At 68.8% G+C, this 13,044-nt stretch carries 15 protein-coding genes; 6 read left to right on the top strand and 9 right to left on the bottom strand.

Annotated elements, in window-relative coordinates:
* Positions 1-8: 8 nt before the first annotated feature.
* On the bottom strand, positions 9-1,109 hold the full coding sequence (locus IB223_RS10580; RefSeq protein ID WP_192201625.1) for a DUF1615 domain-containing protein: 1,101 nt from the start codon (positions 1,107-1,109) through the stop codon (positions 9-11).
* 105 nt (positions 1,110-1,214) lie between these two features.
* Between IB223_RS10580 and IB223_RS10575 the strand changes: the two genes are divergently transcribed.
* The gene (locus tag IB223_RS10575) at positions 1,215-1,889 is read left to right on the top strand and encodes a GNAT family N-acetyltransferase (RefSeq protein WP_192201624.1); all 675 of its coding nucleotides are present in this window, start codon (positions 1,215-1,217) and stop codon (positions 1,887-1,889) included.
* Positions 1,890-1,909: 20 nt separating this feature from the next.
* On the opposite strand, the gene IB223_RS10570 is transcribed toward IB223_RS10575, so the two are convergent.
* The gene (locus IB223_RS10570; RefSeq protein ID WP_225591001.1) at positions 1,910-3,049 is read right to left on the bottom strand and encodes a helix-turn-helix domain-containing protein; all 1,140 of its coding nucleotides are present in this window, start codon (positions 3,047-3,049) and stop codon (positions 1,910-1,912) included.
* Here IB223_RS10570 and IB223_RS10565 point away from each other — a divergent pair.
* Positions 3,048-3,806, top strand: a complete 759-nt coding sequence (locus IB223_RS10565) for a sterol desaturase family protein (RefSeq protein WP_192201623.1) — start codon at positions 3,048-3,050, stop codon at positions 3,804-3,806. The two genes, IB223_RS10570 and IB223_RS10565, sit on opposite strands and share 2 nt — an antisense overlap.
* 68 nt (positions 3,807-3,874) lie before the next feature.
* Positions 3,875-4,258 (top strand): STAS/SEC14 domain-containing protein, encoded by a 384-nt coding sequence (locus IB223_RS10560; protein ID WP_192201622.1) that lies wholly within the window; start codon positions 3,875-3,877, stop codon positions 4,256-4,258.
* 203 nt (positions 4,259-4,461) lie between these two features.
* On the opposite strand, the gene IB223_RS10555 is transcribed toward IB223_RS10560, so the two are convergent.
* From IB223_RS10555 to IB223_RS10525, 7 genes are all read right to left on the bottom strand, one after another.
* Positions 4,462-5,019, bottom strand: coding sequence for a redoxin domain-containing protein (locus IB223_RS10555; RefSeq protein WP_192201621.1), 558 nt, complete (start codon positions 5,017-5,019; stop codon positions 4,462-4,464).
* A 72-nt stretch (positions 5,020-5,091) separates the two neighbouring features.
* Positions 5,092-5,868, bottom strand: coding sequence for a hypothetical protein (locus tag IB223_RS10550; RefSeq protein ID WP_225591000.1), 777 nt, complete (start codon positions 5,866-5,868; stop codon positions 5,092-5,094).
* Positions 5,869-5,959: 91 nt separating this feature from the next.
* Entirely contained in the window at positions 5,960-6,604 is a 645-nt protein-coding gene (locus IB223_RS10545; RefSeq protein ID WP_192201620.1) for a MarR family transcriptional regulator, read from the bottom strand.
* 73 nt (positions 6,605-6,677) lie between these two features.
* A complete protein-coding gene (locus IB223_RS10540) occupies positions 6,678-7,211 on the bottom strand; it encodes a hypothetical protein (RefSeq protein WP_192201619.1) in 534 nt (177 codons plus the stop codon).
* 21 nt (positions 7,212-7,232) lie between these two features.
* Positions 7,233-7,739: a hypothetical protein gene (locus IB223_RS10535; RefSeq protein ID WP_192201618.1), complete on the bottom strand. Its 507-nt coding sequence runs from the start codon at positions 7,737-7,739 to the stop codon at positions 7,233-7,235.
* 10 nt (positions 7,740-7,749) lie between these two features.
* A complete protein-coding gene (locus tag IB223_RS10530; protein WP_192201617.1) occupies positions 7,750-8,835 on the bottom strand; it encodes a hypothetical protein in 1,086 nt (361 codons plus the stop codon).
* A 138-nt stretch (positions 8,836-8,973) separates the two neighbouring features.
* The gene (locus IB223_RS10525) at positions 8,974-9,387 is read right to left on the bottom strand and encodes a DoxX family protein (RefSeq protein ID WP_192201616.1); all 414 of its coding nucleotides are present in this window, start codon (positions 9,385-9,387) and stop codon (positions 8,974-8,976) included.
* A 116-nt stretch (positions 9,388-9,503) separates the two neighbouring features.
* Here IB223_RS10525 and IB223_RS10520 point away from each other — a divergent pair, with 116 nt between their 5' ends.
* From IB223_RS10520 to IB223_RS10510, 3 genes are all read left to right on the top strand, one after another.
* Positions 9,504-10,436 (top strand): LysR family transcriptional regulator, encoded by a 933-nt coding sequence (locus IB223_RS10520; protein WP_192201615.1) that lies wholly within the window; start codon positions 9,504-9,506, stop codon positions 10,434-10,436.
* Positions 10,437-10,507: 71 nt separating this feature from the next.
* Positions 10,508-11,902 (top strand): DUF1800 domain-containing protein, encoded by a 1,395-nt coding sequence (locus IB223_RS10515; protein WP_192201614.1) that lies wholly within the window; start codon positions 10,508-10,510, stop codon positions 11,900-11,902.
* Positions 11,903-11,904: 2 nt separating this feature from the next.
* The gene (locus IB223_RS10510; RefSeq protein ID WP_192201613.1) at positions 11,905-13,038 is read left to right on the top strand and encodes a DUF1501 domain-containing protein; all 1,134 of its coding nucleotides are present in this window, start codon (positions 11,905-11,907) and stop codon (positions 13,036-13,038) included.
* The last annotated feature ends 6 nt before the right edge of the window (positions 13,039-13,044 follow it).

Below are 13,044 nucleotides of genomic sequence, written 5' to 3'. Positions count from 1 at the left end.
GCGTGTGCTCAGCGCTGCAGGCAATGCCGGTAGCGCTCGTCCACGCGCGTGGCGAACCACGCGGTGGTGAGGTCGCGGGTGATCTTGGGGCTTTCCAGCTTGATGCCGGGGATCATCGCGCGCGGCAGCGGCTTGCCGGCGCGGGCCTCGGCCAGGGCATACACGCGCGCGTACAGGTCGGTATCGCCGAAGTCGAGCCGGTTGCCGCGCTGGAGTGCGGCGCGGATCGCACGATCGTCCATCCGCAACGCGTCGGCCAACCTGCGGACCGCGCGTTCGGTCTGGCCCGGCGTGTCCAGCGGTGCGCCGGGATTCAGCAGGTCGCCGTCCAGGGCGAGCGGCACTCCGGCCGCGATGCCGACGGCGCTCTGGAATGCCGCATTCCGGCTGGCGTACCAGCCGGCGTTGTAGTCGGCGAAGCGATGCACCTTGCGCGTGTAGGGCGTCTGGTATCCCAGCAGGTGGGCGATGCCGAAATACAGGCCGCCGCGACGGGTGAATACTTCGTCGCGGATGCTGCCCTCGACGGGATACGGATAGTCCGATGCGTTCGATTCCGCGAACGGAATGCCCACCTGCATCGGCCCGCCGGTCTGCACCGGGTTGTAGTCGGAGAACAGCCGTCTGCCCAGCGGCACGCTGCCGATCATGTCCTGGTAGATGTCGCTGAGGTCGCGCTCCGTGCGTACCGCGCGCAGCCGCTCGGCGTAGCTGCGCCCGTCGGGTGAACGCAACGCGAGCGCGGCATCCACCATGAAACCCGGTACGTGCAGGGCCGACGCGCGACGGTCGATCTCGCCGCGTGCGATCTTCGGCAGGTTGGCGACCGCCGGATTGGCGACATAGCCGGATTCCTGTTCGGTCACCGCCAGCACCGCGCAGATGTTCTCGCTGTTGGGCTCGATGCGCTGGGCCGCGAACGCGGTCTCGATGTCGGCGGCCCAGCGTTCGCGGTCGGCGACCTTGGCCGGCATGCGTCGCATGATTTCGCTGCGCGTGTCGGCCGGCGGACGCACAGGGGCGGGCGGTGCGGTGGCGCAGGCCGCCACAAGAAGCGCAGACGCAATCGGGAAAACGCGCAGCAGGAAGCGGAGGACAGGGTTCGTCATGCGCGCAGCATACGTAGCGCGGCGGTGGGATGCACCATGGTTCGCCGCGTCGTGACCTTGCGTGCCCGGCGTGGATAATCACGGTTCCGCACCTCGTGCCCGCCGATGACCGACACACTCGACAATCCATTCTGGGCCGCGCTGGATTCGATCCACCGCGACATCGCCTTGCGCGCGGGCGAGGTTGCCCGGTATCCCGCCGACCACGCGCCGTTCCTCGGGGTCGCGTCCCCTGCGGTCCGCGTCGGCGATGCCTTCGAACGCCTGGTCGCGCCGGGTGAATCGGTCTATCTGCTCGGCGTCGCGCCCACGGTGCCGGCGGGCTGGGCGCTGCAGGCGTTCCGGCCGCTGGCGCAGATGGTCTGCGATGCGCCGCTGGCGTCCGTGGACGGGCCGGAGATCGTGCCGTTGGGCGAAGCCCAGCGGGCCGACGTACTGGCGTTGACGGCCCTGGTGTATCCGCACTACTTCAGGCCGTGCACGATGGACATGGGACGTTACTTCGGCATCTACGAACACGGCCGGCTGGCCGCGATGATCGGGGAGCGGCTGGGCAGCGACGCCACCCGCGAGATGAGCGCGATCTGCACGCACCCGGACTTCAATGGCCGCGGCTACGCGCGTCGCCTGACCGTGTGGCTGACCAACGACACGCTGGCGCGTGGCATGCAGCCGTTCCTGCATGTCAGCCATGAAAATCCGCGGGCCAAGCAGTTGTACGAGCAGCTTGGCTATCGCGTGCGACGCGACATCGGCTTCTGGTCGTTGCGGCGCGCGTGAGTGCGGATGCGCGGCGGGCGCTAGGGTGCGCCCGCCTGCTGCAGCATGCGGCGCATGCCGCCGAAGCGCCGGCGGTACTGCGCGGGCGACAGGCCGACCTTGCGCCGGAACAGGCGGCTGAAGTAGGCCGCGTCCTCGTAGCCCACGGCCTGTGCGATGGCTTCGACGGCGTCGTCACCGGCTTCCAGCTGCTGCTTGGCTTCTTCCAGCCGCAGCGTGTGCACATATTCGAGCGGTGACAGGCCCGTCGCCTGCTGGAACCGGCGCGCGAACGTGCGCTCGGCCAGGCCGCTGGCCTGCAACATGCCCGCGACGGGCGCTGGCGTGTCGTAGTGCTGCGCGATCCACACCTGCGACCGGGTGACCGCGGTGTCCGAATTGGTGCGCGTACGCGCCAGGTTGGCGAAGGGCTGCTGGCCGGTCTGGTGCCAGTCGATCAGGAACACGCGTGCCGTCTGCATGGCGCATTCGATGCCGGCCACGCGTGCGATCAGGTACAGCGACAGGTCCTGCCAGCTGGAACCCCCGCCCCCCATCACCAGGCGCTGGTCCGGTCCGGCGGTGACGACCACGCGTTGCGGATGGACCTTCACGCGGGGGTGCCGTTCGGCCATCGCGTCGCAGTACGCCCAATGCGTGGTCGCATCGCTGCCGTCGAGCAGGCCGGTTTCCGCCAGCAGCATCGCACCGGTGCAGGCGGCGGCGATCACGCTGCCGCGGGCATGGCAGTCCCGCAGCCAGTGGGCTTCCTCTTCGTAGCCGTGCAGGGCGATGTTGCCCGGGTAGATGGCCAGGTCGGGGATGCAGATGAAATCCGGGGCGGGCAGGTCGCGCATCGCGACTTCCGGGGTCACCACGATGCCGTTGATGACCGGCATGGGCGTGGTGTCGCGCGCCACCACGATGGGACGGAACACCGAAGCACCCGGTGGCTCCCCGATCATCGCCGGCCAGTCGCGACCAGCGGAATTGAACAGGTCGTACATGCCGTACAGCACCGACGCGGCGGCACCGTGGGTGGCGAGCAGGGCGATGGTGGGGGGATCGCGGCGCGGCATGACGGAAATGTCAGGTTGGCGGCAGAAATGGCTGCGGTGCCAGGGCGTGGCGGCCCGTATCGTGCCGCCTCCCCCGTAGTAGAACAGAGCTGCTGCCGTCATGCCATCGCCCCTCGAACTCCTGCTTCACCCCCTGTCGTTCGCCTTCTTCGGCATGTATGCCGTGCTGATGCTGTGGGAGGCGATCGCCCCCGCGCGCGTGCTCCCGCGCGTCGCGCGCTGGCGCACGCGGGGCCTGCTGGCGGCGGTGTTCTACTTCCTGCTGTCGTCCTATCTGCCGATGCTGTGGACGCAATACCTGCTGCCCCTGCAGCTGGTCGACCTGAGCCATCTCGCGTGGCCGGTCGGTGGACTGGTCGGCCTGCTGGTGTACCAGGCACTCGCGTACGCGTGGCACCGTGCATTGCATGCCAGCGACGTGCTGTGGCGCTTCGGCCACCAGCTGCATCACAGTGCGGAGCGGCTGGATACGTTCAGCACGTTCTGGTTCAGCCCGCTCGATACGCTGGGCTGGACCGCCGTCGGCAGTCTCGCGCTGACGCTGGTCGTCGGGCTGAGTCCGGAGGCGACCACGTTTGCACTGCTGGCGGCCACGCTGCTGGCGATGCTCACCCATGCCAACGTGAATACGCCGCGCTGGCTGGGCTGGTTCGTCGAGCGCCCCGAGATGCACTCCTGGCATCACGCGCGCGGCCTGCACCGGCAGAACTATTCCGAATTGCCGGTGTTCGACCTGCTGTTCGGCACCTTCCACAACCCGCGCGATTTCGCTCCGCAAACGGGTTTCCACGAAGGCGGTTCCGCGCGGGTCATCGAGATGATGATGGGGCGCGACGTGGCACGCGATCCAGTTTCGTGAAGCGTCCTTGACGCGCCTGCGGGTGCCGACGGGTATGGTCGGGCACTCCCTTCGACGGAATGCCCGGCATGATCGAGATCCTGAGCAGCCCACCGCACGTGGCTGCCTACCGCTTCAGCGACCAATTGACCGGCGAGGACTATGACGCCTGCATCGCCGATATCGAAATGCGCCTGGCGCAGTTTCCGCGCATCGCCGTACTCGGCGACATCAGCGACCTGCACGGACTGTCGGTGGACGTGATCGGCAAGGATCTGCGCTACGCGTTGGCGAAGCGCGGGGAGTACGCGCGCTTCGCGCGGGCGGCGGTAGTGACGGACAAGCGGTGGCTGGTGGCGGTGACCGGCGTGGTCGATCGCCTGATGCCGCAGACCGAGATGCGGACGTTCGCGCCGGAGGAGCGGGTGATTGCACTGGCCTGGGCGGCGGAACTGGACCCTTCGCTGGTCTGAGGAACCGGGTTACGGGAACAGCGCGCCACCGATCAGCGCCAAGGTCATCCCCAGGCCCATGAAGGCCAGACGATGCATCAGCGGGAAGGTGGCAGGGGTGGCCGAACGGTGCATGGTGCTATCCAAACCCAACGGGCGCGAACGCGCCGTGAAACCCCTGTGCCTCATCCAACGCCACTACCGGTGGCCACCGGCCAGCGGCTTCACGCAGGCAGCGCGCATCCCTCCGGACCGCAGCTTTCACCCGTCACCGTCCGGGATTGCGCTCCACCGGCACGTGAGCCCGCGTGCGCCTCATGCACCAGCGCCGCGATCTGCGCGCCCAGCACCAGGTCGCTGACCTGGCCGAAGTGCTGGTGGCGGATGCGTCCCTGTGCGTCGATGAGGGTGAGCGTGGGCGTGCCGCGCATCGCATAAGCCTGCATGGTCCGTGGGATCGGCCCGTGCGTGCCGGGGCGGTCCACGCCGACCGGGAAACCGATGCGGTACTCGTGCAGGAAGGCCTGCAGCGACACCGGCGTCATCGCGTCATGGTGTTCGAACACGGTGTGCAGTCCGATCACGGCGACCTGGTCGTCGGGGAACGTGGCATGCACGCGCGCGGCCTGGGGCAGGCCGTGCGACACGCAGCCGGGGCAGAGCATCTGGAAGGCTTCCAGCACGACGACCTTGCCGCGCAGGGATTCCAGGGTGATGGCTTCGGATGTGTTGAACCAGCGGTCCACCTGCCAGGGTGGCGCCGGTCGGGGTTGCGTTGTCATGGGGGTGATCTCGTGATGCGCGGCGGTGACGGTCCGGGAAGCGGACCGTCACCGCGTGGCGCGTACAGCGGTTTACTGGTTGGGTTTGCCGGGCAGGCTCAGGTTGCCCGAAGCGACCTTGAACACGTCCACCACGCACAGCAGCGGCGCATGCACGCTGGCATTGACGCGCAGGCCGGCGGTGACGCCGTCGAAGCTGCCCGCGGTGACCACGCCGATGTCGTCGAACGGCACCTTCACTTCCACCGTCTCGGCGTTGAGCGTGGGGCTCCAGCCCGGGCTGTCGAGCAGGATCGGGAAACCCGGCCAGGTCTTGGGCAGGCGAGGCTTGCTGCCTTCGGGAATGTCGACCACCGCGAGCGCGCCGGGGCCGCAGGCCTCGTTCGGCTTCAGCACGACCCAGTGGCTGTGCCAGAGGTTGCCGTCATTGTCGAGCTTGCCGTCGCCGTTCTCGTCGTACAGCGGCGTGTCGTCGAAATCCGGGTGCGCGGTGACCGCCATCGCCAGGATGCCGGCGCCTTTCTCGAAGCCGACTTCGTACGGATCGATCGTGGTCGGCCACACGTAGGAGAACACATCGCTGCCGGCCAGCTTGCCGGTGGCGGCGGGCGTGCTCTTGCCGGCCTTGCCGGACACGGCCATGTGGAACGTGGCGATGTTCTTCTCGGTGGTGATCCTGGTGTGCACGATGTCGAAATCGGCGACCACCGCCTTGTCGGCGGCGGGCTTGATGCCGCCGGTGTGCGATGTGCCGTCATGGGCCTGCAGACCGCCGACGACCAGCGCGAGCGCGGTGGCCAGTGCGAAGCGTGTGGTGGATGTTTTTTTGCGGGATGTGTTCTGGCGCATAATCGAATTCCTCTTGCTTGCTCTTGCAGGGTGGGTGGGAGGTACCGGGCGGCGTCCGATTGCAGTCGGGCGCCGCCCATCTTGTTTCCGCCTACGGCGGAGTCGGTTGGCGGAAGCGGGCCACGCTTCCAAGCCGTTGTGCGTCATCGGCGGGCTGCTGTTCGGCGCAGTCCACGCGCAGTTCGGCATCGCCGAACGGTGTACCGAGGAAGGCACAGACATGCGGTGCCCCGGATTCGCCCGAGGCGAAGGGGCGGAAGAACTCGCAGCCCAGGCAGGTCCGCAGGCCGGTGGCCAGGCCCTGTTCCTGCGCCTCGTTCACCAGCAACTGGGTAACGCGCAGCAGGGCGCCGAGGTCGGTTTCGCCCAGCGATTCAACCAGCGAGCCCATGCCCTGGTCCGGGCGCTGCAACTGCGTGGCCATGCGCGAGCCGGAGGAGGTCAGCCTTACGCGCGCCGCGCGCGCATCGTCGGGGTCTGGCGTGCGACGGATCCATTGTTTGCCTTCCAGCGCCTTCAGCGAGTCGCTGAGGCTGGCCGGCGACACGCCCAGGCGCTCTGCGATCTGGCGGGCACGCAGGCCGTCCTGCACGCCCTGCAGCATGCGCAGCACTGCCGCCTGCGTCGGCGGCAGCGAAGGCGTGCCGTCCTGGCGCCACGATTGCGCGCGCACGAGGTGGGCGAGCTGTTCCAGGCCCCGGGTGGCCTGCCTGCGCTGGAAGGGGGTATCGATCATGGCGAGTAAGTTAGGAGTCCTAACTATATAAGTCAACGACCGTTCGTCGGCTTGGCGAGACAGGCCCATCGCGTCACCAGCGCATCATCGGCAAGGGATCCAGCGGGTGCCGGCGCAACCGCTGCAGGGTGAGCATCGCCAGGCGCCGGTGGAAGCCCGCATTCGGGAAGGCGGAGATCACCTCGCGCACGGCATCGCGAGGAAGCCCGAAGCGGCGCACGCCCCGACTGACATCGATCCAGTCCGCACGTCGGAACACCTCCACGCTGGCCCGCGTGCCGGGTGGCAGCTCGCGGATCCGGTGGTGGGCATCGATCATCGCATCGACCTCGTCGCACCAGTCCGCGTGGCCGGTGGCATGCAGATGCGCGCGCGCCAGCTGGCGCGACGGCGGCAGGTAGTCGAATGTGCCGGCCGTCCAGATCCCGAGGTCGTGGAAGGCGACCGCGATGCTCAGCTTCTCGAGCGCGAGGGCATCGCCGGGTGCCAGCAGCCAGTAGAAGTTCGCCACCCGGTACGCGTGGTGGCGATAGGCGGTGGCGTCGCCGCCCAGCGACGTCGCGTGCGCGGCGAGCAGGGCGTCCAGCGTCGGCAGCGCGATCAGCATGGCCGCCGCGCGTCCGCTGGTTCAGGTCGCAGGCTGTGCCAGGGTCGTGCGTCCGCGGCGCAGTGCTCGCACCTGCAGCACCATGCCGACGAGGAACACCAGGAAGGTGCCGCCCACCAGCTTCTGCAGCAGCGGGTCCTGCGGGCCGGATACCAGCGGCGCACCGATCGGCACGCGCGTGAGCGTTTCGGTGAAGCCGGGGATGAAGTGGAAGTACACCGTCAGGGTGAACGCCAGCGCCGAAGCGACGTGCCGCCACGACCCGATCACGGCGTTGCGTCCCAGCAGCACCGCAACCGCCAGCACGATCAATGTCAGCACGGTCAGTCCGTGCGCTTCGCTCAGCTTGCCGGTCCGCATCAGGAAGAAGCTGGTGATGCAGGTGGCGACGGTGAACCACGTGTACGTCTTGCCGAGCGGCGTCGCATAGCGGATGTCGTGATAGCGCAGCAGCGCGTACAGGCCGCCGAACAGTGAGACCAGGCTGATGGCGGTGTGGAACCAGCCGAAGGGCGTGATGTTGAGCATGGGATGTTCCTCAGTGGGCAGGCGGTGGCGGATCGGGAAGATCGAACTGCACGAGGTTCCAGCGGGTGACGTCCTCCTCCCACTCATCGCCACGCGCGGCGGTGAGGGGCAGGGCCAGGTTGGCGACGATCATGCGGCGTCCCTGCACCGCGATCGCTGCGGGGAACAAAAGGCCGCGCGGCGTGCCGTCGCCATCCACACCCAGGAAGTCGCCGGCACGATGGCGCACGCGACCCTGTTCGTCCAGTGCCACGATCGTGTCGATCTGGTTGGCGGCGACCCACAGCAGTCCCTGGTGGAAGAGCAGGCCATCGGCGCCGTACGTACCGTCGGCCAGCACGTCGATCGCACCGTCCGGCATGCGCTTGCGCAGCACGCGCCCGTCGCCGGCGTTGTTGACATAGAGCATCGATTCGTCGGCATTGAAGGCCAGTCCGTTCGCGCCGAACGGCAGCGCGCCCGTGGTCGCGAACAATGGATTGCGCGCGAACACGTCGATGGTGCAGGGCCGGCATGTGGTCGCCTTCGCGATGCGGTAGATCGCACCCTGGAAGGAGTCGGAGACATACAGCGTGCCGGCGCGGTCGAACACCAGTCCGTTGATCGCCGGGAAACCCTGCGAGCCGAAAGAGATCGTGTCGTGGCTGCCGTCGGGGTTGTCGATACGCCGCGTCGACGGCGCAGGTGGCGACAGTGCGGCGAAGGTGGCGACATCCTCGATCGGGCTGTCCGCATCGAACCGTGCCGGTAGCCGTTGCAGTTTCGAGGCGCCGAAGTTCAGTACATAGACATGGCCGTCGCGGAACGTCACCCCGGTAAGCGGCGTGGGCCCGAAGCGGCGCTGCGCCAGCAGCCGGCCATCGGCAGCGAAGCGGAGCACCTGGTTGTTGCGTGCGGACTCCGGCATGCGTGCATCGAAGGTCCCGGCATAGATCTCGCCGGTCGCTGGATCGACATCCAGGCTCTCCGGGTGCCGCACGTCGAGCGGCAGCGTGGCGAAGGGCGTCACCGGCAGGCGACCGATGTCGGACGCGACCGAAGGGCCCGCGATCGACAGGACGGCAAGACCGAAGACGAGCAGGAGGCGACCGCGCATGCGGGGTTCCACGAAGGGGCAGACCGCACGCTGGCACGCCGTTCCCGCGGACGCTTGTACAAGCGTGCGGGCAAGGTCCGGAAACGCGGAACGCCGGCATGTGCCGGCGTTCCACATGACGCATGGAGCGAGGGCGCTTCAGCGGTTGTCGATGCTCCAGCCGCCGGCACCGCGGGCCGCCAGCGTGATGAAGCCACCGGCGATGGCGAAGTTCTTCAGGAACATGATCTGCTGGATCTGGTCGCCCAGGTTGCTGTGGAACAGCACGGCGCTGGCGATGGAGAACACCGCAAGAATGCTGGCGACGATGCGGGTCCTGTAGCCGGCGATGATGGCCAGGCCGCCGAGCACTTCCAGCGCGATGACCAGCGGCAGCAGGGCGCCGGGGACGCCGACGGACTCCATGTAGCCGGCGGTACCGGCGTAGGCGGCCAGCTTGCCGAGGCCGGAGATGACGAACAGCGAGGCGAGCAGGCTGCGGCCGACCAGGTCGGCGGCGCCACGCAGGGCGGGAAGGCGGGTGGTGGTCGGGGTAGCGGTAACAGTGGACATGGTGGACTCCAGGGAATGAGGTGGTGGGTGCAGCGGGTACGGAGCGCAGGTTAGGCCGTGGCGATGCATCCCGGAAGCCTATATATTTCGATGATATCCATCGCCTGGAGCGATACATGCTCGATGCCGTCACGCTCGACCAGCTCCGCACCTTCATCGCCGCCGCCGAGCAGGGCAGCTTCTCCGCCGCGGGGCGCAAGCTGCGGCGTGCCCAGTCGGTGGTCAGCCAGACGCTGGCGAACCTGGAACTGCAACTCGGCGTCACGCTGTTCGACCGCGGTGCCCGCTACCCGCAACTCACCGACGCCGGCCGCGCGCTGCTGGTGGAAGCGCGCGCGGTGGCCGGGCACATGGACACCTTCAAGGCGCGTGCCCGCAGCATGGCCGAGGGACTGGAGCCGGAACTGTCGGTCGCGGTGGACGTCATGTTCCCGATGGGCGCACTGACGCGCGCCGCCGCGCACAGCGGCATCGCGTTTCCGCACACGCCGTTGCGGCTCTACGTGGAAGTGCTGGGCGGCGTGATCCAGCCGGTGCTGGACGGCACTTGCCGCATCGGCGTAGTGGGCTCGTTGCCGGAACTGCCGGACGTGCTGGCAGTGGAGCCGCTGTTGTCGGTGCCCTTCGTCACCGTGGTCGCGCCCGCGCATGCAATGGCCAGCATCAGCGGCACTGTTCCGACGAAGGCATTGGCGCAGCATGTGCAACTGGTGCTCACCGATCGCACACCGCTGACGGCAGGTCGCGATTTCGCGGTGCAGTCGCCGCTGACGTGGCGGCTGGCCGATCTGGGCGCCAAGCATGCTTTCCTGCGTGCGGGCCTGGGCTGGGGCCACATGCCGCTGCACATCGTCGAAGAGGACCTCGCGGCGGGCCGCCTGAAACGCCTGCGCATCGCCGACGCCGATCCGCGCTACGCGCAGATGCCGATGCGCGCGGTATGGCGAAAGGACACGCCGCCGGGCCCGGCGGGACGCGCGTTCATGGCGCAATTGCGCGAGGGCCAGGTCGGCGCATCCAGTCGGGTGAAGCCGCGTCGACATCGCTGACGATGCGTGATGCGTGTCAACGCAGGTGCGGGCCGCGCGTTGGAAGGAGTATCGCTCCACGGAACTCCCCGATGATCCGCCGCGAAACCATCAGCGCCGCCAACCGCTTCGGCCTGGGTGCACGGCCCGGCACGCTGGCGCAGGTCGACGATCCGCGCGGCTGGCTGCATGCACAGCTCGATCTGCCCGCCACCGCGCCACGCACCCCCTTGCCGACAAGTGCGGACTACCTGCGGCAGGAATACGACTACCTGCGTGCGCGGCGCGCCGCCCGCAATGGAAACGGTGATCCGGCGACGGGATTCCGCGAGCGGTTCGCGCGCCTGCAATTAGGGGAACTGGGTTGGAGGTATCGGCACGCGGTGGACACCGAGCAGGATTTCGTCGAGCGCCTGGCGCGGTTCTGGTCGAACCATTTCGCCGTCTCCGCCGACAAGCGAACGGCGGCCCTGTATGCCGCGCCCATGGAGCGCGAAGCGATCCGCCCGCACGTGACCGGTACCTTCGCCGACCTGCTGGTCGCGGTGGAACAACACCCCGCGATGCTGCGTTACCTGGACAACGTGCGGTCGATGGGCGAACAGTCGCGCCTGGCACAGCGCGCGCGTCGCCGCAGGGAAGACGGAGGCGACGATGCGCCGCGCACAGGCCTCAACGAGAACCTCGCGCGCGAGATCCTGGAGCTGCATACGCTGGGCGTCGATGGCGGTTACGCCCAGGAGGACGTGCGCGAACTCGCGCGCGCGATCACCGGCTGGAGCCTGCCGTTGCCGCGCGACGCCGGGGCGGGTTCTGCGACGGCGTTCCGGTTCCGCGCCAACGCGCACGAAGCGGGCACGCGCGACGTGCTCGGGCGTCGCTACGCGGCGGAGGGCGAAGCCCAGGGCCGCGCCATCCTGCGCGACCTGGCGGTGCACCCCGCCACGGCGCGCCACGTCTGCGGCAAGCTTGCGCGGCATTTCGTCAGCGACGCACCGCCACGTGCGCTGGTGGATCGCATGGCCGGGGCGTGGGAGCGCAGCGGCGGTGCGTTGCGCGCCGTGTACGCGGCGATGATCGACAGCCCAGAAGCCTGGGCGCCCGACGCACGCAAGCTGAAGACACCGGACGACTTCGTCGTGTCGGCACTGCGCAGCACCGGCACGTTGCCAGGCGAACAGCCGCGGGCACTGGTCGGATTGCTGGGAAGGTTGGGGCAACCGCCGTTCACGCCGCGCTCGCCCGCGGGCTTTGCCGACGATGCGGCGGAATGGAGTGGCTCCGACGCGGTGTGGAAGCGCATCCAGGCCGCGCAGACGCTGGCCGAGACCGCGACGGGCACCGGCCCGGATCCGCTGCGCGTCGCCGGGGACGTCTTCGGTCCGCAGCTGGGTGCGGATACCGCTTTGGCGTTGCGACGCGCCGAATCGCCGCGCGAAGGGCTGGCGTTGCTGTTCGCCAGTCCCGCCTTCCAGTGGAGGAGCTGACAGTGAGACTGACCCGACGCCATTTCCTCGCGGCCGGCGGTGCCGCGATCACGCTCAGCCTGTGGCCGCGGCTGGCAGGCGCCGCCGATGCACAGGACACACGGTTGCTGGTCGTCCTGCTGCGGGGCGGCCTGGACGGCCTGCACGCGGTGATTCCTGTCGGCGATCCCCTGCTGGCGCGCTTGCGCGGGGCACTGATGGTGAAAGATGCGCGCCGGCTCGATGCCGACTTCGCGCTCCATCCGGCGCTGGCCTTCAGTCATGAACTCCACGCCCGTCGCGAATGGTTGCCGGTGCTCGCCGTGGCACCGCCGTACCGGCTGCGTTCGCACTTCGAGGCACAGGACAACCTGGAGAGCGGCACCGCCGTGGGCGGTGGAGCCTCGAACGGCTGGCTCAACCGCTGCGTCGCCGCGTTGCCGTCATCGCGTGCACTTGCGGTCGGCACGGTAATGCCGTTGATCCTGCGCGGGCCGGCCGACGCGACGACGTGGTCGCCGCCATTGCCGGAAGACGTCAATCCGATCCTGCTGCAGCGCCTGCAACCGCTCTACGCCGCCGATGCGCAGCTCGCGCAGCCGTTCGAACAGGCGGTCGCGGCGCAGGCCATGCAGGCGGGCGGCAACGTGGTGCGCCTGCCGCAGGCGATGGCGGCGGCGGCGCGCTTCATGGCCGCACCCGATGGCCCGCGCATCGGCTTTGTCGAAAACACCGGTTGGGATACCCATGCGCAGCAGGGGCCGGTGCTGGCGCGCAAGCTAGCCGAACTGGACCTGGGCCTGCGCCAGTTCCATGACGGCATCGGCGCGCTCTGGGCGCGCACGGTGGTGATGGTGGTGACCGAATTCGGGCGCACGGCCGCCGTCAACGGCACCGGCGGCACCGACCACGGTACCGGCACGCTGGCGATGCTGGCCGGCGGTGCGGTGGCGGGAGGGCGCATCGCAGGCGACTGGCCAGGCCTTGCGCCGGCACAGCTCAACGAGGACCGCGACCTGCGTGCGACGACCGACCTGCGCAGCGTGTTCAAGGGCGTGATCGGTGATCACCTGGGCATCGCGACATCGGCATTGGAGGCCCGCGTCTTCCCGGACAGCCACGCCGCGGCGGCGATGACGGGCCTGCTGCGCGGATAAGGCGAA

It is taken from the genome of Pseudoxanthomonas sp. PXM03, from assembly GCF_014852005.1.
Lineage (GTDB): Bacteria > Pseudomonadota > Gammaproteobacteria > Xanthomonadales > Xanthomonadaceae > Pseudoxanthomonas_A.
The sequence above is the reverse complement of the archived record's forward strand: the minus strand, read 5'-3'. Positions and strand labels throughout refer to the sequence as shown.

Excerpts from the sequence above, each read along its gene's own strand:
- IB223_RS10570 (WP_225591001.1), bottom strand. The coding sequence starts at position 3,049 with ATGACGGCAGCAGCTCTGTTCTACTACGGGGGAGGCGGCACGATACGG.
- IB223_RS10535 (WP_192201618.1), bottom strand. The coding sequence starts at position 7,739 with ATGCTCAACATCACGCCCTTCGGCTGGTTCCACACCGCCATCAGCCTG.
- IB223_RS10530 (WP_192201617.1), bottom strand. The coding sequence starts at position 8,835 with ATGCGCGGTCGCCTCCTGCTCGTCTTCGGTCTTGCCGTCCTGTCGATC.
- IB223_RS10580 (WP_192201625.1), bottom strand. The coding sequence starts at position 1,109 with ATGACGAACCCTGTCCTCCGCTTCCTGCTGCGCGTTTTCCCGATTGCG.
- IB223_RS10550 (WP_225591000.1), bottom strand. The coding sequence starts at position 5,868 with ATGCGCCAGAACACATCCCGCAAAAAAACATCCACCACACGCTTCGCA.
- IB223_RS10515 (WP_192201614.1), top strand. The coding sequence starts at position 10,508 with ATGATCCGCCGCGAAACCATCAGCGCCGCCAACCGCTTCGGCCTGGGT.
- IB223_RS10555 (WP_192201621.1), bottom strand. The coding sequence starts at position 5,019 with ATGACAACGCAACCCCGACCGGCGCCACCCTGGCAGGTGGACCGCTGG.
- IB223_RS10560 (WP_192201622.1), top strand. The coding sequence starts at position 3,875 with ATGATCGAGATCCTGAGCAGCCCACCGCACGTGGCTGCCTACCGCTTC.
- IB223_RS10565 (WP_192201623.1), top strand. The coding sequence starts at position 3,048 with ATGCCATCGCCCCTCGAACTCCTGCTTCACCCCCTGTCGTTCGCCTTC.
- IB223_RS10520 (WP_192201615.1), top strand. The coding sequence starts at position 9,504 with ATGCTCGATGCCGTCACGCTCGACCAGCTCCGCACCTTCATCGCCGCC.
- IB223_RS10575 (WP_192201624.1), top strand. The coding sequence starts at position 1,215 with ATGACCGACACACTCGACAATCCATTCTGGGCCGCGCTGGATTCGATC.
- IB223_RS10540 (WP_192201619.1), bottom strand. The coding sequence starts at position 7,211 with ATGCTGATCGCGCTGCCGACGCTGGACGCCCTGCTCGCCGCGCACGCG.
- IB223_RS10525 (WP_192201616.1), bottom strand. The coding sequence starts at position 9,387 with ATGTCCACTGTTACCGCTACCCCGACCACCACCCGCCTTCCCGCCCTG.
- IB223_RS10545 (WP_192201620.1), bottom strand. The coding sequence starts at position 6,604 with ATGATCGATACCCCCTTCCAGCGCAGGCAGGCCACCCGGGGCCTGGAA.